20 protein-coding genes are annotated in these 22,712 nt (G+C 52.4%); all 20 read left to right on the top strand.

Going from position 1 to position 22,712, the window contains the following annotated elements:
- Positions 1 to 12 precede the first annotated feature (12 nt).
- Positions 13 to 855 (top strand): helix-turn-helix domain-containing protein, encoded by an 843-nt coding sequence (locus tag BN1247_RS07510; RefSeq protein WP_054949829.1) that lies wholly within the window; start codon positions 13 to 15, stop codon positions 853 to 855.
- Between the two features lie 80 nt (positions 856 to 935).
- On the top strand, positions 936 to 1,511 hold the full coding sequence (gene pgsA / locus BN1247_RS07505) for a CDP-diacylglycerol--glycerol-3-phosphate 3-phosphatidyltransferase (RefSeq protein WP_054949828.1): 576 nt from the start codon (positions 936 to 938) through the stop codon (positions 1,509 to 1,511).
- A gap of 21 nt (positions 1,512 to 1,532) precedes the next feature.
- The gene (locus BN1247_RS07500; protein ID WP_054949827.1) at positions 1,533 to 2,789 is read left to right on the top strand and encodes a competence/damage-inducible protein A; all 1,257 of its coding nucleotides are present in this window, start codon (positions 1,533 to 1,535) and stop codon (positions 2,787 to 2,789) included.
- Positions 2,790 to 2,797: 8 nt separating this feature from the next.
- Positions 2,798 to 4,384: a DEAD/DEAH box helicase gene (locus BN1247_RS07495; RefSeq protein WP_054949826.1), complete on the top strand. Its 1,587-nt coding sequence runs from the start codon at positions 2,798 to 2,800 to the stop codon at positions 4,382 to 4,384.
- Positions 4,385 to 4,583: 199 nt separating this feature from the next.
- The gene (recA, locus tag BN1247_RS07490; protein ID WP_054949825.1) at positions 4,584 to 5,642 is read left to right on the top strand and encodes a recombinase RecA; all 1,059 of its coding nucleotides are present in this window, start codon (positions 4,584 to 4,586) and stop codon (positions 5,640 to 5,642) included.
- A 243-nt stretch (positions 5,643 to 5,885) separates the two neighbouring features.
- Positions 5,886 to 6,563, top strand: coding sequence for a RecX family transcriptional regulator (locus tag BN1247_RS07485; RefSeq protein ID WP_054949824.1), 678 nt, complete (start codon positions 5,886 to 5,888; stop codon positions 6,561 to 6,563).
- A gap of 202 nt (positions 6,564 to 6,765) precedes the next feature.
- Entirely contained in the window at positions 6,766 to 7,071 is a 306-nt protein-coding gene (locus tag BN1247_RS07480) for a DUF485 domain-containing protein (protein ID WP_054949823.1), read from the top strand.
- A 3-nt stretch (positions 7,072 to 7,074) separates the two neighbouring features.
- Positions 7,075 to 8,607, top strand: a complete 1,533-nt coding sequence (locus BN1247_RS07475) for a solute symporter family protein (RefSeq protein ID WP_147675204.1) — start codon at positions 7,075 to 7,077, stop codon at positions 8,605 to 8,607.
- A gap of 168 nt (positions 8,608 to 8,775) precedes the next feature.
- Positions 8,776 to 9,339, top strand: a complete 564-nt coding sequence (locus BN1247_RS07470) for a glycerol-3-phosphate responsive antiterminator (RefSeq protein ID WP_054949822.1) — start codon at positions 8,776 to 8,778, stop codon at positions 9,337 to 9,339.
- 198 nt (positions 9,340 to 9,537) lie between these two features.
- Complete coding sequence (locus BN1247_RS07465) at positions 9,538 to 10,356, top strand: MIP/aquaporin family protein (RefSeq protein WP_054949821.1); 819 nt, start codon at positions 9,538 to 9,540, stop codon at positions 10,354 to 10,356.
- Between the two features lie 39 nt (positions 10,357 to 10,395).
- Positions 10,396 to 11,892, top strand: a complete 1,497-nt coding sequence (gene glpK, locus BN1247_RS07460) for a glycerol kinase GlpK (RefSeq protein WP_054949820.1) — start codon at positions 10,396 to 10,398, stop codon at positions 11,890 to 11,892.
- 351 nt (positions 11,893 to 12,243) lie between these two features.
- Positions 12,244 to 13,566, top strand: coding sequence for an anaerobic C4-dicarboxylate transporter family protein (locus BN1247_RS07455; RefSeq protein ID WP_054949819.1), 1,323 nt, complete (start codon positions 12,244 to 12,246; stop codon positions 13,564 to 13,566).
- 31 nt (positions 13,567 to 13,597) lie between these two features.
- Positions 13,598 to 15,058 (top strand): aspartate ammonia-lyase, encoded by a 1,461-nt coding sequence (gene aspA / locus BN1247_RS07450; protein ID WP_054949818.1) that lies wholly within the window; start codon positions 13,598 to 13,600, stop codon positions 15,056 to 15,058.
- A 158-nt stretch (positions 15,059 to 15,216) separates the two neighbouring features.
- Complete coding sequence (locus tag BN1247_RS07445; protein ID WP_054949817.1) at positions 15,217 to 15,822, top strand: succinate dehydrogenase cytochrome b558 subunit; 606 nt, start codon at positions 15,217 to 15,219, stop codon at positions 15,820 to 15,822.
- Positions 15,823 to 15,925: 103 nt separating this feature from the next.
- Positions 15,926 to 17,704, top strand: coding sequence for a succinate dehydrogenase flavoprotein subunit (gene sdhA, locus BN1247_RS07440; RefSeq protein WP_054949816.1), 1,779 nt, complete (start codon positions 15,926 to 15,928; stop codon positions 17,702 to 17,704).
- Complete coding sequence (gene sdhB, locus BN1247_RS07435; protein ID WP_054949815.1) at positions 17,691 to 18,452, top strand: succinate dehydrogenase iron-sulfur subunit; 762 nt, start codon at positions 17,691 to 17,693, stop codon at positions 18,450 to 18,452. Before sdhA ends, sdhB begins: the two co-directional genes overlap by 14 nt.
- Positions 18,453 to 18,804: 352 nt before the next feature.
- Entirely contained in the window at positions 18,805 to 20,349 is a 1,545-nt protein-coding gene (rny, locus tag BN1247_RS07430) for a ribonuclease Y (protein ID WP_054949814.1), read from the top strand.
- 60 nt (positions 20,350 to 20,409) lie between these two features.
- Positions 20,410 to 21,207 carry a TIGR00282 family metallophosphoesterase gene (locus tag BN1247_RS07425; RefSeq protein WP_054949813.1) on the top strand — a complete coding sequence of 266 codons (798 nt, stop codon included), beginning with the start codon at positions 20,410 to 20,412 and terminating at the stop codon, positions 21,205 to 21,207.
- Between the two features lie 84 nt (positions 21,208 to 21,291).
- A complete protein-coding gene (gene spoVS, locus BN1247_RS07420; RefSeq protein WP_054949812.1) occupies positions 21,292 to 21,552 on the top strand; it encodes a stage V sporulation protein SpoVS in 261 nt (86 codons plus the stop codon).
- Between the two features lie 132 nt (positions 21,553 to 21,684).
- Positions 21,685 to 22,647, top strand: a complete 963-nt coding sequence (locus BN1247_RS07415; protein WP_054949811.1) for a dipeptidase — start codon at positions 21,685 to 21,687, stop codon at positions 22,645 to 22,647.
- Positions 22,648 to 22,712: the final 65 nt, after the last annotated feature.

The following is a 22,712-nucleotide window of genomic DNA, read 5'->3' as shown; positions in this document are numbered from 1 at the left end:
GGAGGTACACGGATGTCCGGTGTAGGCCAAATGCTAAAGGAAGCGCGTGAAGCGAAAGGCCTAAGCTTGCACGACGTTCAAGAGGCGACTAAAATTCAAATGCGCTATTTAAAAGCTATAGAAGAAGATAAACTTGAATCATTACCGGGTAACTTCTATACGCGTGCTTTCATTCGCACTTATGCCGAATTTGTCGATGTTGACGTTCAGTCCATTCTCGAGCAACTGAAAGATGCGCAAGAGGATGGGTTAGAGCAGATCCCGGAGTTGCAAAAACAGTTCTCGGAGCAAAAACAGCGTGACCGCGAACCGTCATTTTCGCTTGCCAAGTGGTTTTCACGGGGGGTGCTCATCTTATTTCTCATTCTCGTCGGTGTCGTTCTTTATACGGCACTAAAAGGTTCAGCGCTCGGCGACCGCGACATCGCTGATTCGGATCAATCAAAAACGGTACAGGACAAGCCTCAGCAAGAACAAGTAAAAAAGGAAGGAAAAGAAAAGACAGCGGAGCAAGATAAGAAAGAAGCAAAGAAGCCGGCTAAGCCAGCTGTAAAGGTTAAAAAAGTTAATGAGCAAGGTAGTCTGATCACTTACGCCGTGTCTGGGGCGAAAAAAGTAGAGTTGGAGCTAAAAGCGAACGAACGCGTCTGGTACGAGGTAAAAGATGGCGGAGACAACGGAAATGTTTTAGCCTCAAAAGAAGTGCAAAAAGGCGCTAAACAAAAATATACTTCAAACAAAGGGTTGTGGATTCGCGTCGGCAATACGAGCGGTGTCACGCTTAAAGTCAACGGTAAAGAAATATCGACTAAATATGATCAACCGCGCGATTTCCTTATGAAGGTGAAAGACTGACGAGGCAGCGATTAAAAAAGTGAGGTTGAAATAGTTGTGAAATTGTGGCGTTTTCGTTCGTATAAGGAGGAGGAGCGCCTGTGAACCTCCCTAACAAAATTACGTTGTCGCGGATCGTGTTAATTCCCGTCATTATCGTGTTTTTATCGGTACCTTTTGACTTCGGCAAGGTAGAATTCGCCGGTTCAGTCGTTACCGTTAGCGAATTAGTCGCGGTAATTGTGTTTATTATTGCCGCGAGTACGGACGGTTTAGACGGTTACATCGCGCGTAAACACAAACTCGTGACGACGTTAGGAAAGTTGCTCGACCCACTAGCCGACAAGTTACTTTTGACCGCAGCACTCGTTTCTCTCGTCGAAATGCAACGCATCGACGCATGGATTGTCATTGTCATTATTAGCCGCGAATTTGCCGTTACCGGCCTTAGACTAATCGCGATCGAAAACGGGCGCGTCATCGCCGCGAGCAAACTCGCCAAGTGGAAAACGACGATACAAATTGTAGCGGTCATTAGTCTCATGTTGAATAATTTCCCGTTTAGTATTTTTTCCATTCCGTTTTCACAAATTGCGATTTGGGCTGCCGTCGTGATTACCGTCTGGTCGGGTATCGATTATTTTTATAAAAACAAAGAAATTCTCATGCACTCTTGAGGTAATGGAGGAGGAGACGAGTTGCGTGCAGAAATTATTGCAGTCGGAACAGAATTGTTGTTAGGGCAAATTGTAAACACGAATGCCCAATATTTATCGGAAGAACTGGCGAAAATAGGAATTGACGTCTACTTTCACACGGTCGTCGGCGACAACCGCGCACGGCTGTGCGAGGCGATTCAGCAAGCGCAGACGCGAGCAGATTTGCTCGTTTTTTCCGGTGGTCTCGGCCCGACGGAAGACGATTTGACGAAGGAAACGGTGGCAGACATTGCCGGCGTACCGCTTGAGATACATGCGGAAAGCTTGCGGCGGATGGAACATTTTTTTTCGTCGCGCGGCCGTACGATGACGGACAACAACCGTAAACAAGCGCTCGTGTTCGCGGGCGGAACGGTTTTCCTGAATGACAACGGGACAGCGCCAGGCGTGGCGCTAACGTCAGGTGCGCATCATTACGTGTTGTTGCCAGGACCGCCGCGCGAGTTAAAACCGATGTTCCGAAATGACGTCCTCCCGTATTTGCGCAGCTTATTGCCTGCCGAGGAAGTCGTTCATTCCCGCGTGTTGCGTTTTTTCGGCATCGGCGAGTCGCAGCTCGAAACCGAGATCGTGGACATCATTCGCGCGCAGCGCAACCCGACGATCGCACCGCTGGCGAAAGAAGGAGAAGTAACCGTACGACTGACGGCGAAAGCATCTACCGCCAAGGAGGCAGAGGCACTTATGGCGGAGACGGAGAAGCGGATTCGCGCGCGCGTCGGCCGTTACTTGTACGGTGTGAACGACACGTCGCTAGCAGACGTCGTCGTCGACCAGTTGCGCACTGCCAAGCAAACGGTAGCGGTGGCGGAAAGTTGCACGGGGGGCCTTGCGAGTCATATGTTTACGCAAGTGCCTGGCAGCAGCGCTGTCTTCAGCGGCGGCATTGTGTGCTACAGTGTCGCCAGCAAACGACAGCTACTCGGCGTTCCAGAAGAGGTACTCGCCACGTATGGCACGGTGAGTGAAACGACAGCGCGCCTCCTCGCCGAAGGCGCGAAGGAACGCTTCGGCAGCGATTACGGCATCGGCATTACGGGAGTTGCTGGCCCCGATGCGGTCGAAGATAAACCGGTCGGCCACGTTTTTATCGCCTTAGCCCGTCCAACGGGAGAGACCGTCGTTAAATTGTTAAAGTTGGCTGGCTTAAGGCCGACAATTCAAGCAAACGCAGCAAAACAAGCGCTATTTCTTTTATACAAATATTTTACGCATACGCTCAAAAATGAAAGGTGACGTGTACTTTGACCAAACGTTTTGAAGATCTACACATTGAACAAACTATTTTACGCGCCATTGAACAACTCGGCTTTGAGGAGCCGTCGCCGATTCAAGCCTCGTGCATTCCGCACATACTCGACGGCAACGACCTTATCGGACAAGCACAGACAGGGACTGGAAAAACTGCCGCTTTCGGCATCCCCCTCGTCCAGCGTGTTAAATCGCGCGCCCATCACGTGCAAAGCATCATTCTTACACCGACGCGAGAATTAGCGATCCAAGTTTCCGGAGAAATACGTCGCATTGCTAAATATAAGGGGACTAAAGTTTTACCGATCTACGGCGGACAGTCGATCGGGCACCAAATTCGCGCCCTCAAGCAAGGTGTCGACATCGTCATCGGGACGCCGGGACGCGTCCTCGACCACATCCACCGCCGCACGCTGAAGCTACAGGCGATCGACACGATCGTGTTAGACGAAGCGGACGAAATGCTCGACATGGGCTTTATTGACGACATTGAAGAAGTGCTGCGCCACATACCAGCGGAACGGCAAATGTTGTTGTTTTCGGCGACGATGTCCCCGGATGTGTTGCGCTTGTCGAAACGGTATATGAACAACGCCAAACGCATTTCGGTGAACAGGGGCGATGTGACGGCGCCACTCGTCAAGCAAGTGTACTACAAAGTGTTAGAGCGCAATAAATTAGATGGCCTTTGCCGCATTTTGGATTGTGACGACATCGAACTCGGCATCGTGTTTTGCCGCACAAAAAAAGGAGTCGACGAATTGGCGGACGCCCTCCAGTCGCGGGGGTACTTAGCTGCTGGTCTGCACGGCGACATGAACCAAGTGCAGCGCAACCGCGCGATGAACGATTTTCGCGGGGGACGTGTCGAATTACTGGTGGCGACGGACGTGGCAGCGCGAGGCATCGACGTCGACAACGTGTCGCACGTAATCAATTACGATATACCACAAGATGCGGAAAGCTACGTGCACCGCATCGGGCGCACGGGGCGTGCCGGGAAGAGCGGTGAAGCGATCACGCTCGTCACGCCGCGGGAAATAAAACAACTGCAATTGCTACAGCGGGCGACGAAGTCGTCACTCGAACCGCGTAACTTGCCGACACCGGAAGAAGTGGCAGAGAAAATGCAGGCGAGCTGGGTGGAGCAACTGGCGCATGCGATTGAAGAAGAGGGCGATACCCACTTGTTCGACGAAACAGTACACGAATTAGTCACAGCTGGGCACGACCCGCTGAAGATCGCCGCTGCCGCCGTAAAACTAGCCTTCTACGAGCGTCCCGCAGACGAGGAAGGGTACCACTTCGGCGAGACAGGTGCGGCTCCGGGGATGGTGCGTTTCTTTATTAACGCCGGAAAAAATGTCAACATCCGGCCGCGCGACCTCGTCGCTGCGATTGAAACCGCGACTGGAGTCACTGATCGCGACATCGGAAAGATTAACATTTTTGACCGCTTTGCTTTTGTCGAAATTCCGGAAAAAGCGGCCCCGTTCGTGTTCGAAGCGTTACAAAAATCGCGCATCAACGGCGCTCGCATAAACTTAGAACCGGCAAGACCGCGGGAAGGGCGCCGCTAACAGCGAATGCTAGCTAGTTTACGCTCGGAGTACCCAGTTTATGTGAGCTGCTGTTTGGGTTATGGCCATCAGTACACGGCAGGGGTCACGCGATAAAAAAAGGGGAATAAATGTTCGTAAAAAGGGTTGGCAAACGAGTGGAAAACGATTAAGATGAACATAGATAGTAGATGAAAGAACGACAAAAGGAGAGGTGGACGTGTCAGAACGCAAACAAGCTTTGGAGCAAGCGCTGCGTCAGATTGAAAAGCAGTTCGGCAAAGGCTCGATTATGAAACTCGGCGAGGCGGCGCACGCGCCGATTTCTACCGTTCCGAGCGGCGCACTTGCCCTCGACATTGCCCTCGGTGTCGGCGGCTTTCCCCGCGGCCGCGTGATCGAAATTTACGGTCCCGAATCGTCGGGGAAGACGACGGTCGCCCTGCACGCGATTGCCGAAGTGCAGAAGAAAGGTGGACAAGCCGCGTTTATCGACGCTGAACACGCGTTAGATCCGGTCTACGCCGGGAAGCTCGGGGTCGACATCGACGAGTTGCTCTTGTCGCAACCCGATACGGGCGAACAGGCGCTGGAAATCGCTGAGGCGCTCGTACGCAGCGGCGCAGTAGACATTATTGTCGTCGACTCGGTGGCAGCGCTCGTGCCGAAAGCGGAAATCGAAGGGGAGATGGGCGACTCACACGTCGGCCTGCAGGCGCGCTTAATGTCGCAAGCGTTGCGCAAGCTGTCGGGAGCGATAAACAAATCGCGTTCGATCGCCATCTTTATCAACCAGTTGCGCGAGAAGGTCGGCGTCATGTTCGGTAACCCGGAAACGACGCCAGGCGGACGGGCGCTCAAGTTTTACAGCAGTGTCCGGCTTGAAGTGCGTCGTGCCGAGACACTCAAACAAGGGAACGAAATGGTCGGCAACCGCACGCGGATTAAGGTCGTGAAGAACAAAGTAGCTCCGCCGTTTAAACAGGCCGAGGTCGACATTATGTACGGTGAAGGGATCTCCCGCGAGGGGAGCTTGCTCGACATCGGCAGCGAATTAGACATCGTCAACAAAAGCGGTGCATGGTATTCTTTCGAAGGGGAGCGGCTCGGACAAGGTCGGGAAAATGCGAAAGACTACTTAAAAGAGCATCCGGACATTGCGGAAACGATCGAAACAAAAGTGCGTCGCCACTACGGTCTCGAAGGGGGCGCCGCATCCGCGGGAAGCGACAAAGACACACCTGAACAGGAACAAGAGGAAGCAACCCTCCTCGATTAGGGGGAACGGCCGCTTTTACCTTGCATGTTTTAGAAACACACATTTGATTAGCACCCTGTCGTTCGCCAGGGTGCTAATTGTAACTTGGGTGCTAATAGTAACTGCGAATGCTAATGGGAAACTACGGATGCTAATAGTAACGATACGGATGCGATCTTTGCGCCTGCGGGTAGTTCCTGCATACGGCAAGCCTAGTTGCGAGTTCTACGGATGATCTTAGCGTAAGGAGAGGGGGACGGAACCTTGGAGCGCACGATTACGAAAATTGAGCAGGGGAAACGCCATCCCGAGCGGTTTAATATTTTTCTCGACGGGGAGTTTGCGCTGAGTGTGCACGAAGACGTGCTCGTTAAGTGCCGTTTGCACAAAGGACAAACCGTACACGAAGATGACTGGCGGGGCGTGCTCAGGGAGGAAGAAGAAGCGAAAGCGAAACAATTGGCGCTTAAGTACGTGGCTTACAAACCGCGCACGGAACAAGAGATCGTAAGATATTTACGAGAAAAAGGTTTTTCTAACGCGATCGTCGCGACTGTGATCGCCTGGCTCACCCAATACCGCTATCTCGACGACCGCGCCTACGCAAACGCGTGGGTCGGGGAACGGCGCCGTACGAAAGGCGCGTCGCGAGAACTGCTGCGCATGGAATTGCGGCAGAAAGGTATTGCGGAACAGACAATTGACGAGGCGTTAGCCGACCTTTCCGCAACCGACGAGGCCGATCTCGCGCGCGAATGGGCGTTCAAACGGTATGCGCGGGTACGTCACCTCGATTGGCAGACGGTGCAGCGGCGCATCGGTTCATTCCTTGCCCGCAAAGGTTATTCCTACTCTGACATTGCCTCAGCGCTACGCGAGTTACGCCGCGCCCATGACGAAGATGGTAGCGATGGAGAAGATGGTAGCGATGGAAATGAATAGACTAGTCATTCGACAGCGAATTAGACGCGAATTAATGGAATCGGCTCCGTTCAGGGCCGATTTTTTGCCATTCGCGCACGGGTGAGCGCCATTCGCGCAACTTATGACAAATACGCGACGAATTTTGTTTATTATTGAAAGCACTTACAATAGGCGAGCGCCAACAGGTTTGAGCAAATATGTCATTAGGGAGGGACAACGCGTGGATAAGTGGGAAAAAATTGCAACATCCAACGAGTTTAAGGCGTTGGAACGCAGCAAAGCGCGTTTCATTTGGCCGATCGTCGTCGTCTTTATTTTGTTTTACTTGTCACTGCCACTCATGGCCGGTTACGTTAAACCGCTTATGAACACGTTCGTCGTCGGCAATATTACGTTTGGCTACGCCTTTGCTACGTCACAGTTTTTCGTGGCGTGGCTGCTTGCGTTTCTGTACGTTGCCCGCGCTAAGCGCTTCGATGCACAAGCAGAAGATATTCGCCAAAAATACGACGGGGAAGGGGTTTGATTTATGCCGACAGAAATGTTTGGGGTCATCTTGTTTTTGCTAATCGTCGGTATAACGATTTACATTACGTATTGGGCGTCACAGCGCAATAAGAGTGCGGCCGACTTTTATGCTGCCGGCCGCTCACTTTCCGGTTGGCAAAACGGGGTCGCCATTGCCGGCGATTACCTCAGTGCCGCTTCCTTTTTAGGGATCGCTGGGCTCATTGCGTTGAACGGGTACGACGGTTTTATGTATTCTGTCGGCTGGTTAGTCGGCTACCTCATCGTGTTGTACGTTGTCGCTGAACCGCTCCGCAATTCGGGAAAATACACCATTGCCGACGTGTTGGCGTACCGCTTAAAACAGAAGCCGGTACGGACGATGGCTGCAGTGAACACGCTCGTAATCAGTACGTTTTATATGATTGCGCAGATGGTCGGCGCAGGAGCGATTATTCATTTGCTCGTCGGCATTCCGTACGAATTGTCAGTGCTCATCATCGGCGTGCTCATGATTGTCTACGTCGTATTCGGCGGCATGCTGGCGACGACGTGGGTGCAAATCGTAAAAGCGGTGTTGCTCATGTTTGCGACGGTGTTGATTAGCCTACTCGTACTAATGTCGTTCGGCTTCAACATTTCGGCACTGTTCGGGGAGGTTGTCGCCAAACAAGGCGTGGAATTTTTACAACCCGGGATGCTGTACAAAAACCCGATCGATCTCGTCTCCTTAAGTTTTGCACTCGTGCTCGGGACGGCCGGTTTGCCGCATATCCTCATCCGCTTTTACACCGTGCCGACAGCGATGGAGGCGCGCAAGTCGGTTATTTGGGCGATGGTCATCATTGGACTCTTTTATATTATGACGACCTTCCTCGGCTTCGGTGCCGCGCTTTTCGTCGGACGCGATGCAATTCTTGCTGCAGACGCTGGCGGTAACATGGCTGCGCCACTGCTCGCGCAAACCATCGGCGGCGGACCGGGCACGGTCGGGGGCGATTTATTTATGGCGGCGATTGCTGCTGTGTCGTTCGCGACGATCGTCGCTGTCGTCGCCGGGTTGACGATTACCGCTTCCAGTGCGTTTGCGCACGACATTTACACAAACGTCATTAAAAAAGGTAAAGCCTCCGAAAAGACGCAATTTCGCGTGGCGCGCTATACTGCTTTTGTCATCGGGGCGATTTCGATCGTCATCGGCATACTAGGTAAGGGGCAAAACGTCGCCTACCTTGTGGCGCTGGCCTTCGCGGTGGCTGCGAGTGCCAACTTGCCAGTGATCATTTTCTCCGTTTACTGGCGACGCTTCAATACGACTGGGGCGGTAGCCGGGATGTTGGTCGGTCTCGTATCCGCAGTGACACTCGTCGTCCTCGGCCCGAGTGTGCTCGGGGAGAGCGCGATCTTTCCGCTCGCCAATCCGGGAATCGTCAGTATTCCACTCGGTTTTCTTTCCTCAATCGTCTTTTGTCTACTAAGCCGTCCGGAAACAGCGGATGAAAAGTACAAAGAAATGTACGTCAAAGCGAATACGGGCATTGAAGCAGAACTATGAGTCCTGTGCAAAGGGCAAAATGACGATCAGCGGTCACACTTGTACAAATGCAGCACGTTTTGTGTTATACTCTTTCCGGTAACCATTTGTGAGTTAAACGCGGCGTGTGAGCGCCCGTTTAAAGGCGCCACTCGCCGCTGTATTTGTCAATCGGAAAGGGGTAGGGACGTGGCGTTTTTTGGACAAGAAATTGTGCCAGCCGTGCGCAAAATGCGCGACTTCGAGTGGTTGCTCGAGAGTCATTACGAATACATCATCATGTTGGACACACACATCAGTCAACTAAAAAGTATCGTCGCTTACGCGAAGCAATCCGAAAAAAAATTACTGCTGCACGCGGATTTAATATGTGGTCTGAAAGGCGACGAGTACGGCGCGCAGTTTATTTGTGAAGAGATTCGTCCAGCAGGGATTATTTCCACCCGCTCCAGTGTCGTCACGACGGCGAAGAAAAAAGGATTGCTCGCCGTTCAACGTCTGTTTTTACTCGATTCACTCGCCTTAGAGACGAGTTACCAAATTTTGGGAAAAAACAACCCGGATTACATTGAAGTACTGCCCGGCATCATGCCGAACATCATTAAAGAAGTGTACGACAAGACACGTATTCCCATCTTTGCTGGTGGTCTCATTCGCACATCAGAAGACGTACAGGCTGCCTTAGACGGTGGCGCACTTGCGGCGACGAGTTCGGCAAAACATTTGTGGAAACAGTTTCAGCCAACACCGTAAGCAACGTTTTTTATTAAACAAGTCTTGACGGCGCTTTCGCACTGTGATTTAATAAGGTAAGAAGTTCATATTGAAAGCGGAGACAGCGGAGATCCCACAATGAAATCCTTGTGCTTGAACAAGGGTTTAGTTTGTGGGATCTCTGCTTTTTTTCGCGTTCAAATCGCCTAACATGGAGATGACTGAGGAGGAGAAAGTATGACACCGTTTTTAGGGGAACTGTTTGGCACGATGATTTTAATTATTTTAGGGTGTGGCGTCGTGGCCAACGTCAGTTTAAACAAGTCAAAAGCACAAAACGGGGGCTGGATTGTAATTACACTCGCTTGGGGTCTCGGGGTGACGATGGGCGTTTACGCCGTCGGCCAAATTAGTGGTGCACACCTCAATCCCGCAGTGACGATCGGCTTTGCGGCAATCGGCGATTTTCCGTGGGCCGACGTCCCCGCGTATGTCGCCGGACAAATGATCGGCGGCGTGATCGGCGGGGTAATCGTCTATCTCCACTTTTTTGCTCACTGGAAAGCGACTGACGATCCAGCGGTCAAGTTAGGGGTGTTTGCTACGTCGCCGGCCATTCGTCACCCAGCTGCAAACTTGTTAAGTGAAATTATCGGCACGGCGGTGTTGCTCATCGGTTTGTTATCGATCGGCTCCAACGAGTTTACGGAAGGGTTGAACCCGTTTATTGTCGGCTTTCTCATCGTCGCCATCGGCTTATCCCTCGGGGGACCAACCGGCTATGCGATCAATCCGGCGCGCGACCTCGGGCCGCGCATCGCCCACTTTATCCTCCCTATTCCTGGAAAAGGAGGGTCTGACTGGGGGTATGCGTGGATTCCCGTCGTCGGGCCGATAATCGGCGGCATATACGGAGCTGTCTTGTATCGGGCCGTCTTTGACGGTGCGTACGGCGGGTCGTTTTGGTTGTGGACGGCCATTACAGTCGGTAGCGTTTTGCTGACGCGCGTCGCCGATCGAGGGCGCGGTAGCGGTGCTGACACAGTCACCCAGTAACAGGCTATTATTAATTTATTCTCATGCGGAGGGATACTAGTGGATAAAAAGTACATTTTATCGATTGACCAAGGGACGACGAGTTCGCGGGCGATTTTATTTAACAAGGACGGGGAAATCGTCTCTGTCGCACAACAAGAATTTAAGCAGTACTTTCCGAAGCCAGGTTGGGTCGAACACGATCCGCAGGAAATATGGAGTAGCGTGTTAGCGGTCATCGCGCAGGTGATGTCGTATACGAATACGTTGCCAGAAGAAATAGCAGCGATCGGCATCACGAACCAACGGGAGACGACTGTCGTCTGGGACAAACATACGGGAATGCCGATTTACAACGCCATTGTGTGGCAGTCGCGGCAGACGGCCGACATTTGCGACGAACTGCGCGCACAAGGTTACGATGAGATGGTGCGGGAAAAAACCGGTTTGTTAATCGACGCTTATTTTTCGGGAACAAAAGTGAAGTGGATTCTTGACAACGTAGAAGGCGCGCGTGAGAAGGCGGAAAGCGGCGATCTCTTATTCGGCACGATGGACACGTGGCTCATTTGGAAATTGTCCGGCGGCGAGGTACATGTGACGGATTATACGAACGCTTCGCGCACGCTCATGTACAACATTTTCGATTTAAAGTGGGACGACGACTTGCTGGAGATGCTCGGCGTGCCAAAGGCGATGCTGCCGGACGTGAAACCGTCATCACACATTTATGGACAGACAGTCGGTTACCACTTCTTTGGCCAGCAAGTACCGATCGCTGGCGTAGCCGGCGATCAGCAGGCGGCGCTGTTCGGGCAAGCTTGTTATGAAAAAGGAATGGCGAAAAACACGTATGGAACCGGTTGTTTTATGCTCATGAATACGGGAAAGCAAGCCGTGCGCTCTAAGAACGGACTCCTCACGACGATCGCTTGGGGCGTCGACGGAAAAGTTGAATACGCGCTCGAAGGGAGTATTTTTGTCGCCGGTTCGGCTATCCAGTGGCTACGCGATGGGATGCGGATGTTAAAAACGGCGGCGGAAAGTGAAAAATTAGCGAGCAAAGTATCCTCTACCGACGGTGTGTATGTCGTGCCCGCGTTTGTCGGTTTAGGGACACCGTATTGGGATAGCGAAGCTCGCGGCGCGGTTTTCGGCCTTACGCGCGGTTCAGAAAAAGAGCACCTCGTGCGGGCGACTTTGGAGTCACTCGCTTATCAGACGAAAGATGTGTTACAGGCGATGACAGCCGATTCTGGGATCGATCTAAAAGCGCTGCGAGTCGACGGCGGCGCCGTAAAGAACGACTTTCTCATGCAGTTCCAGAGCGACATTCTCGGTGTACCTGTCGAACGGCCGGTCGTCAATGAAACGACGGCGCTCGGCGCAGCCTATTTAGCGGGCTTAGCAGTCGGCTTCTGGCAAGATACTGCTGAAATCGCTGCACAGTGGCAAGTCGATTCCCGTTTTGCCGTACACATGCAGGAGGAAGAGCGAGCACAACTGTACCGTGGCTGGCAAAAGGCCATTGAAGCGACACAAGTTTTCAAGTTGTAGCGTCGAAATGATGTTATACTAAAAGTACAGGTTCATAATTACAGGTTGAGACAGGGAGAGATCTACGGTAAATCGTTGTAAGTTAGACGGTGAGCTGTAGTTCTCTTTTTTTACCGCTCATTTTGATGTTGACACCGTGTTCAATGAAACGGATCGATGGCATGTCCACTTGTGAAATAAATCACATGTAGGATTGTATGCGGTGTATTGTACACGGCGTATTGTTACGGTGTATCGTATTTGGTGTGTTCGTTCGACATGGTGTTTTTGTTTTTTTCGACATGGTGATACTAATGAACCTGTTGACAAATCCTGTTTGTGCAAGTAAAAAAACGTGAGGTGGTGACGACGTTGTTTCTATTTTGGCTGCAATTTTTTATCCTGTTGCTCTGTATTTTTATCGGGGCACGCCTCGGCGGAGTCGGTCTCGGGGTAATGGGGGGTGTCGGTCTTGCGATTTTGACGTTCGTCTTTCAGCTACAGCCGACATCGGCACCGATCGACGTCATGTTAATGATTTTGGCCGTCATTACTGCTGCTGGTTGTTTGCAAGCGGCAGGGGGGCTAGACTATCTCGTGTATTTGGCGGAGAAGGCGTTGCGTAAATACCCGAAGCGCATTACGTACGCCGCGCCGATGGTGACGTACTTGTTTACGTTTTGTGCTGGGACGGGGCACGTCGCATATTCGGTGCTCCCGGTGATCGCTGAAGTGTCGCGTGAAACGGGGATCCGGCCAGAGCGGCCGATGTCGATTGCGGTTATCGCCTCGCAGCAAGCGATCGTCGCTAGTCCGATCTCGGCGGCGACAGTTGCCTTGCTCGCGCTACTCTCCGGTTTTGACATTTCGCTGCTCGACATACTTAAAGTTTCTATTCCGGCGACATTTATCGGCTGTATGCTCGGTGCGTTCGTCGCGAGTAAGGTCGGTAAGGAACTTAATGAAGATCCAGTGTACTTAAAACGGTTAAAAGAAGGACTAGAACCGTCCCAAAAAGAGGAAAAAACAGTTTACGTGCCGACGAAGGCGGCGAAAGTGTCGGTTACGCTGTTCCTCACAGCCGCCCTTTTAGTCGTGTTACTCGGTTCGTTTGAAAGCCTCCGCCCTGTATGGAACGTCGAAGGTGAACTCGTGCGCATGGACATGCCGACGGCGATTGAGATCGTCATGTTGACAGCTGCGGCAGCCATTATTCTCACTTGCCGCCCAAAAGTGGAAACTGTAATTAGCGGGAACGTCTTTCAGGCCGGCGCGACCGCTGTCGTCGCTATTTTCGGGATCGCTTGGATGGGCGATACGTTTTTCAACGGAAACCTCGAGTTAGTGCAAGATTCGATCGAAGGGCTCGTCAAGGCTGCCCCGTGGCTATTTGCGATCGCCTTGTTTATCCTTTCCATTTTGTTGAACAGTCAGGCGGCGACCGTGCGCGCGCTAATGCCACTAGGGATCGCCCTAGGTATTTCGCCAGCCTTACTTATTGCGATGTTTCCAGCGGTCAACGGGTATTTCTTTATCCCGAACTACGGGCCGATTGTCGCAGCGATCAACTTTGACCGCACCGGAACGACGCGTATCGGGAAGTATGTGTTAAACCACAGTTTCATGCTCCCCGGGCTCGTAGCAACGATTTCGGCAGTTGTCATTGGGATGTTACTTATTACGTTTATGTTTTAAAAAAATATTTAGTGGATGGGAGCGGACCAAAATGACGGAGACAGTGGTAAAAGCGCGGGAAGACCGTTTAGCGACAGACTGCGACTACCGGATCGAGAAAGACTTTTTAGGTGAGCGCAAGCTACCGCAAGACGCTTACTACGGGGTACAGACGTTGCGCGCTGTCGATAACTTTCCGATTACCGGTTACGCCTTAGAGCCGTCACTCATTAAAGGGATTGCCATCGTGAAGAAAGCGGCGGCACTGGCCAACATGGACGTCGGGCAACTGGAGCGGACGATGGGTGAGGCGATCGTGCAAGCGGCGCAAGAAGTGATCGACGGCAAGTGGCATGACCAGTTTATCGTCGACCCGATTCAAGGGGGCGCCGGGACTTCGGTCAATATGAACGCCAACGAAGTGATCGCCAACCGGGCGTTGGAACTGTTAGGAAAAGCGAAAGGCAGTTACGGGCAGTTGAGCCCGAATACACACGTCAACATGTCGCAGTCGACGAATGACGCCTTTCCGACAGCTGTGCGCTTCGCGGCATTGGAAATGCTCGACCGCTTACTCGAGGTCCTTGCAGCCCTCGACCAGACGTTGCAGCGGAAAGCGCAGGCGTTCGACGGCTTAATTAAGATGGGTCGCACACATTTGCAAGACGCCATTCCGATCCGCCTCGGACAAGAGTTTGCCGCTTACCGACAAGTGATCGCGCGGGACATCGCAAGAATAGAAGAAGCACGCCGCGGGCTGTACGCCGTCAATATGGGGGCGACTGCCGTCGGTACTGGGCTAAATGCCGACCCTAAGTACATTGAACGAGTCGTCGTTCACATGCAAGAAATAAGCGGATACCCGTTCCAGACGGCAGACAACCTCGTCGACGGGACGCAAAATACGGATGGGCTCGTGCAAGTGTCGGCGGCACTCAAAATATGTGCGATCAATTTATCGAAGATGGCGAACGACTTGCGCTTAATGTCTTCAGGCCCGCGCGCCGGCTTGGCAGAAATAACGCTACCTGCCCGGCAACCCGGTTCGTCGATCATGCCGGGGAAAGTGAACCCGGTGATGGCCGAAGTGTTGAATCAGGTCGCGTTTCAAGTGATCGGTAACGATCATACGGTTTGCTTAGCTTCGGAAGCAGGGCAGTTCGAGTTGAACGTGATGGAACCGGTGCTCGTGTTCAACTTGTTGCAATCGATTAAAGTGTTAACGAACGTCTTACGCGTGTTTGATGAGTACTGTTTAGACGGTATTACCGCAAACGCGGACACGATGAAAGAATATGTGGAGCGGAGCGTCGGCGTCATCACCGCGATCAATCCACACGTCGGTTACGAGACCGCTTCGCGCCTTGCGGGCCAAGCGCTCGAAACGGGGCGCTCGGTACGTGACCTGTGCCTCGAAAGTGACGTGCTTAGCGCGGAAGAACTCCATACGATTTTAGATCCGTATGAGATGACTCACCCCGGCATCTCTGGCAAAGAACTGTTGAAAAAGTAAGCGGGAAATAAGGATTGCGAGCGGGCCCTTCTGCCGCGCAAAAGCGGGGAGGGTTCGTCCCGCAGAGGCTTTTATGTTAATAGGCGGTTGAGGCGGATGTGGAGCGAAAGTTAGAGGCAGTCGGGTTGCGGCAATCGGGAAAAATGGGAGGAGAGGACATGGGTAAGCGGGAATTTTTTTACCGTAAACTTCACTCGCTATTAGGGGTTATACCTGTCGGCGTCTTTTTAATCGTTCATTTCACAGTCAACTTTTTTGCAACGCGTGGACCGGACGCCTATAACGCAGCTGCTAATTTTATGGGCAATTTGCCGCTGCGCTATTTTTTAGAAGTCGTCGTCATTTTTTTGCCGCTTCTTTTTCATGCGATTTACGGCGTGTACATTGCGCTACAAGCGAAGCAAAACGTGAACACATATGGCTTTTTCCACAATTGGATGTTTCTGTTACAGCGCGTGAGCGGCGTTATTTTATTCCTGTTCGTCGTTTGGCACGTATGGGGGACGCGTATACAGGCGGCGCTGGGCGCACCCGTCAATTTTGAGATGATGGCCAACATCGTGAGCAATCCGCTTTACTTGACGTTGTACGTGATCGGCGTCGTTTCGGCGACGTTTCATTTTGCGAACGGTTTGTGGGGCTTTTTCATCACTTGGGGGATCACGGTGACGCCGCAGTCGCAAAAAGTGAGTGCGTACGTCTCGGGAGCTTTTTTCGTCGCAATAACAGTGTTTGGCTTGTCGGCGTTATTCGCATTCGTGTAGTGGAAAACGTGTTCAACGGGGGTCCTAGTCTTCGTGTAGGGGAAAACGTGTTCAACGAAGGTCCTAGTCAAGGAAGCGAGTAATTGTGTAGGAGGAGACGATCGTGAGCAAAGGAAGAGTTGTCGTTGTCGGCGGAGGTTTGGCTGGGTTAATGAGTACGCTGAAACTGACGGAGGCGGGCGTGACCGTCGACTTGTTTTCGCTCGTTCCGGTGAAACGGTCCCATTCCGTATGTGCACAGGGAGGCATTAACGGCGCCATCAATACGAAAGGGGAAAACGACTCACCTGACATACATTTCGACGATACGATTTACGGCGGCGATTTTTTAGCGAACCAGAAGCCGGTTAAGGCGATGTGTGAGGCAGCGCCAAAAATCATTTATTTATTCGACCGCATGGGGGTTATGTTTAATCGCACCCCGGAAGGGCTCATCGATTTACGCCGCTTCGGCGGTACGAAGCATCGTCGCACCGCATTCGCTGGGGCGACGACCGGTCAACAGCTTATGTATGCGTTAGACGAACAAGTGCGACGGGCTGAAGTGAACGGCCTCGTCAACAAGTATGAAAACTGGGAGTTTCTGTCCGTCGTCATCGACGACGCTGGAGTGTGTCGCGGCATCGTCGCGCAAAACTTACGCACGATGGAAATCGTTAGTTTTCCGGCCGACGCGGTCATTATTGCTACCGGCGGTCCAGGACTCATTTACGGAAAATCGACGAATTCGACGATTAATACCGGCTATGCCGCGGCGAAAGTGTACACGCAAGGCGCTCATTACGCGAACGGCGAATTTATTCAATTCCACCCGACAGCGGTGCCGGGCGATGACAAAAACCGCCTCATGAGCGAGTCGGCGCGCGGCGAAGGGGGCCGCATTTGGACGTACAAAGACGGGAAGCCGTGGTACTTCCTAGAGGAAAAATACCCCGCATACGGTAACCTCGTGCCGCGGGACATCGCCGCTAGGGAGATTTTCCACGTGTGTGTCGATCTCGGCTTAGGAATTGACGGAGAAAACGCGGTGTACTTGGACGTGTCGCACATCCCGGACGATGAATTAAACGTGAAGTTAGGCGGGTTGCTCGACATTTATCAAAAATTTACAGGAGACGACCCGCGCAAAATACCGATGAAAATTTTTCCCGCCCCGCACTATTCGATGGGCGGCATTTGGGTCGATGAGCAACAAATGACGAACATCCCGGGCCTGTTCGCCGCAGGAGAATGCGACTACTCGCTGCATGGGGCGAACCGACTCGGGGCGAACTCTTTGCTTTCGGCTGTGTTCGGTGGGATGGTGGCCGGTCCGAGCGTCTTAAACTACGTGAGCGGGTTGGAAAAGACGGCAGAGGCGATTCCGGTATCTGTCTTTGAACGCGAGCTAAGGCGCGAAACAGACGCATACGAGGAGCTGCTCCGCCTTGACGGGACGGAAAATGTTTTCGCCTTACACGATGCACTCGGTCGCGTCATGACGAGTCACGTCGGCGTCGTGCGCGAAAACAAGCGCCTACGCGCCGCAGACGAACAAATTGAGGAACTGATGGCGCGTTTCGCACACATTAACATTAACGATACGACGACGTTTAGCAACAGCAGCGTATCGTTTGCGCGCCAGTTAAAATACATGCTACAGTTGGCGCGCATCGTCGCGCAGGGCGCGTACTTGCGCAATGAAAGCCGCGGCTCTCACTACAAACCAGAGTATCCGGAACGCGACGACGACGAGTGGTTGAAGACGACGATCGCTACGTACAACAGTAAGAAAAACGGCCCCGAGTTTTCGTATGAAGCGGTCGATACGTCGTTGATCGCACCGCGTAAGCGCGACTACTCTGTCGATAAGAAGGAGGGAAATAACAGTGGCAGACAATAAACAGACGATTGAGTTGATCGTCACGCGGCAGCAGAATGAAACGGCGCAGCCGTACGAGGAGCGGTTTGTCATTCCGTACCGTCCGAGCATGAATGTCGTCTCGGCACTTATGGCGATTCGCAAACATCCGGTCAATGCGGCGGGCGAAGTGACGTCGCCTGTCGAATGGGAAGCAGTCTGTTTAGAAGAAGTGTGCGGCGCCTGTTCGATGCGCATTAACGGCGAGCCGCGTCAAGCGTGTTCGGCTCTCGTCGATCAACTGGAACAACCGATCCGCCTCGCCCCGCTGTCAAAATTTCCGGTCATACGCGATTTGAAAGTCGATCGCTCCCGCATGTTTGATGCGCTTAAACAAGTGAAGGCGTGGATTCCGATTGACGGCACACACGATCTAGGCGCCGGACCGCGCTTCCCCGAGCGCAAGCGCCAGTGGGCGTACGAGCTGTCGAAGTGTATGACGTGCGGTTTATGCTTGGAATCGTGTCCGAACTACAACGACAAGTCGCCGTTTATCGGGCCAGCGCCGCTATCGCAAGTACGCCTGTTTAACGCACACCCGACCGGGGCCATGCATAAGGAAGAACGGTTGCAGACGATTATGGGCCAAGACGGCATAACCGGATGTGGCAACGCACAAAACTGTGTCCGCGTCTGCCCGAAAGAAATTTCGCTCACGACGTCACTCGCCGACCTCAACCGGCAAACGGTGCGGCAGTCGTTTAAAAATTTCTTTGGCAGCTTTTATTAACGGTAAAAACTCCGTGTCAACGTTAAAATGACAATTAAGTTACAGCGAATCTTTTGAATGTGTACACCTTACACCTCGGTCACAGCAGACCGGGGTTTTTCCGTGATGGCATTAAATTGGATAGATGGCCGTAAAAATTGGTGTATCTTGACAACACGTCTCCTGAACGTATACAATAATTTTGTATCTATTCATTTTTAACCTATGTGAAGATACAGCGAACACAATCGGCAAACAAAAAGCTGGATTTTAACCGATGATTGAACGTGAGGACCGATGAAGACGGGATGGAAACTCCCGTTCGCATGAACTGTTCCATGAGAAAAACGTTATAGGCGAGGAGGTGAAAGACGTGACTGAGGGCTTAATCGAAATCCTCAAACTCCTTGCCAGTGCTGCTGTAGGTGTCGGAATCGGCTATGTTATAAGGAAGCGTTTAGCTGAAGCGAAAATTTCGAGTGCAGAAGAAGCTGCGCAAGGGATTTTGGAGGACGCGCGCAAAGAAGCTGCTGCCGAGAAAAAAGAAGCGGTGTTAGAGGCGAAGGACGATATTCATCGCTTACGTGTAGAAGCGGACCGCGAAATCCGCGACCGTCGCAACGAAGTGCAGCGGCAAGAGCGGCGGCTGGTACAGAAAGAAGAGAGTTTAGATCGGAAATTAGAAACCCTAGAGAAACGCGAAGAAAACTTAAGCCACAAAGAATCGTCAATGCGCGACAGACAGCGCAAAGTGGATCAGCTCTATCACGAACAGAAAGCTGAACTCGAACGCGTATCCGGGATGACGCGCGACGAGGCGAAGCAAGTCCTGCTTAAAAACGTGGAAGACGAGATCAAACACGAAACCGCGCAAATGATTCGCGAGACGGAACTTCGCGCGCGGGAAGAAGCAGACAAACGCGCCAAGGAAATTTTATCGATCGCCATCCAGCGGTTTGCGGCTGAACACGTGGCGGAGACGACCGTGTCAGTCGTCACGTTGCCCAACGATGAAATGAAGGGGCGGATCATCGGGCGGGAAGGTCGAAACATCCGCACGTTAGAGACGCTGACGGGTATTGATTTAATTATTGACGATACGCCGGAGGCTGTCATTTTGTCCGGATTTGATCCGGTGCGTCGTGAAATTGCTCGAACAGCCTTGGAGAAACTAGTAGCGGACGGGCGGATTCACCCGGCACGCATTGAGGAAATGGTGGATAAATCGCGCCGTGAAGTCGACGAGCGCATTCGCGAATACGGCGAACAGGCGGTATTCGACACGGGCGTATACGGCTTACACCCCGATTTAATCAAAATTGTCGGCCGTTTAAAATTCCGTACGAGCTACGGCCAAAATGCGTTACTCCATTCTATGGAAGTCGCCCACTTGGCTGGTCTCATGGCCAGTGAATTAGGCGAGGACGTCAACTTGGCCAAGCGAGCTGGTTTGTTACACGATATCGGCAAAGCGATTGACCACGAAGTGGAAGGGTCTCACGTGGAAATCGGTATTGAACTCGCCAAGAGGTACAACGAACCGGAACCCGTGTTAAACGGCATCGGGTCTCACCACGGAAACTACGAGACGACATCGGTGATTGCTGCCTTAGTCTGTGCTGCTGACGCGTTGTCGGCTGCTCGGCCTGGGGCGCGGCGCGAAACGTTAGAGACGTATATTCGTCGCCTCGAAAAACTAGAAGACATTTCGAATTCGTTTGAAGGCGTCGAGAAATCTTATGCTATTCAAGCCGGTCGGGAGATTCGAATTATGGTCAGTCCCGATAAGGTCGACGACATTGAATCGATCCGCTTGGCGCGTGAGGTTACGAAACGGATAGAAAACGAATTAGACTACCCTGGTCACATTAAAGTGACTGTCATCCGCGAAACGCGTGCAGTTGAATACGCGAAATAGAGTGGCGATTTTTCGCCACTTTCTTTTTTAAAATTGCTGGAAAGGAGGGGATTGTACGTTGTGCGTTGCTTATTTTTAGGTGATGTCGTCGGACAACCGGGAATGACCGCGTTAAAGCAAATGCTTAAGCAGCTGACGCAGTCGTTAAAACCGGATCTCGTCATTGCGAACGGGGAAAATGCGCATGTGAGTGGTAAAGGTATCACGCGAGAAATTGTTCACTCGTTTTATCAAATGGGTATTGACGTTATTACACTCGGCAATCACGCATGGGATCAAAAGGAAATATTCGATTTCCTCGACCGCGAGACGCGCATCGTGCGACCGGCCAACTACCCCGAAGGGACTCCAGGCGTCGGCTACGTGCTCATCGAACGGGACAACCGTACGATTGCTGTCTGCAATTTAATGGGGCGATCCTTTTTGCCACCGCTAGATTGCCCGTTTCGCAAAGCAGACGAATTAATCGATAAACTACGTCCGAAAACGTCACACATTATCGTCGATTTCCACGCCGAAGCTTCAGCAGAAAAAATCGCGATGGCGTGGCATTTAGACGGTCGCGTCTCGGCGATCGTCGGTACACATACGCACGTGCAGACGGCGGATGAGCGCATTTTGCCGAACGGCACGGCGTTCATATCCGACGTTGGCATGGTAGGGGCCTACGACGGCGTCATCGGCATAGACCGCGACGTCGTACGCACGAAGTTTTTGACACAATTGCCGGTGCGCTTCCAGGTGCAGACAGGGCGTTGGCAACTGAACGCTGTCCTCATCGACCTTAACAAAGACACGGGACAGGCTGAAAGTATCCGCCGTATCCGCATCGACGACGACCACCCGTGGATGGATTGAACATTGCAGGAATTACATACCGCCAACGCGAATATACATGGTTAGAGAAGTGGTAGCATTGCCATTATTCAAGGAGGTACAACCATGGATATATTAAAAGTTTCAGCAAAGTCTAACCCTAATTCGGTTGCCGGCGCACTTGCTGGAGTGTTACGCGAACGCGGTTCTGCTGAAATACAGGCGATTGGCGCCGGTGCTTTAAATCAGGCTGTTAAAGCAGTAGCGATTGCCCGCGGGTTTGTAGCACCAAGTGGTGTTGACCTCATCTGTATTCCTGCCTTTACCGACATCGTCATCGACGGCGAAGAGCGGACGGCGATTAAGTTAATCGTCGAACCGCGCTAACTTGGCGGCACGATTCATGGCAGTTCGGCAGGTTTGCGTACAAATAATAGGGTCGCATATGAAATATTTTGCAAACGGACAAACCTGGGATGCCACCCCGGGTTTTCTTTGTACAGAAAGGAAGGAGTTAGTGTGAAATACATTGACGGGCACTGTGACGTGTTATGGAAAATGTACGAACGACAAGGAAAAGTATCTTTTTACGATCCCGCTAGCCCACTCGATGTCACTTATGATAAGGCGATCGCTGCTAATTACTTTATGCAGACGTTTGCCGTGTTCGTGCCCCCGCACGTTCCGCGCGGCGGGCGGTTACATGCCATGCTAGCAATGATCGATATGTTCTATGAGCGCATCGTCGGCGATGGAAGCAAAGTGACAGCTGTTACCTCGTACGGTGAACTGGCCGCGGTCGCCAGGCAAGAGGGGAAGATAGCGGCACTGCTCCACCTCGAGGGAGCCGACGCCCTAGAGGGCGAACTGTACAACTTGCGAACCGTTGCCCGGCTAGGCGTACGGTCGATCGGCTTGACGTGGAACTGGGCGAACGAAGTTGCGGACGGCGTGGAAGAGGCTCGCGGCGGCGGTTTGACGCGGTTCGGACGGCAGTTCGTGCGGGAAATGGCGCGCCTAAGCGTGCTGCTCGACGTGGCACACTTATCGGAACGAGGTTTTTGGGACGTACTCGAGCTAGGGGAACCGCTTGCCGTTTACACCTCACACGGGAACGCACGCCGCATGTGTTCCCATCCGCGCAATTTGGACGACGCGCAAATTAAAGCGATTATCGCGCGAGGCGGTGTCATCGGCCTGACCTTCGTCCCTTGGTTCGTCGACGATCGGTGTACGGAAAACGACAATCGCGCACAGGCGACGACGTTGTTAAAACATATCGACCACATTTGCAGTTTAGGTGGGGAACATCATGTAGCGTTCGGCTCTGACTTTGACGGCTTCACACCGAAAATGGACAACCTCATCGATGCGAGTGATAGCGCCTATTTACGCGAGATGTTGCTTAAGCATTACTCGGAGGCGCAAGTCAAACGGTTTATGTCTGACAATTGGCTGCGGTTTTACCACGATTTTCTTTAAAGCGTTTAGCCTATTCCCACACCGCCTGTTTTTCGCTAAACTAGAGCTAGCAAAGGAGGACGAGC

The sequence above is a fragment of the Numidum massiliense genome, from assembly GCF_001375555.1.
Lineage (GTDB): Bacteria > Bacillota > Bacilli > Thermoactinomycetales > Novibacillaceae > Numidum > Numidum massiliense.
The sequence above is the reverse complement of the archived record's forward strand: the minus strand, read 5'-3'. Positions and strand labels throughout refer to the sequence as shown.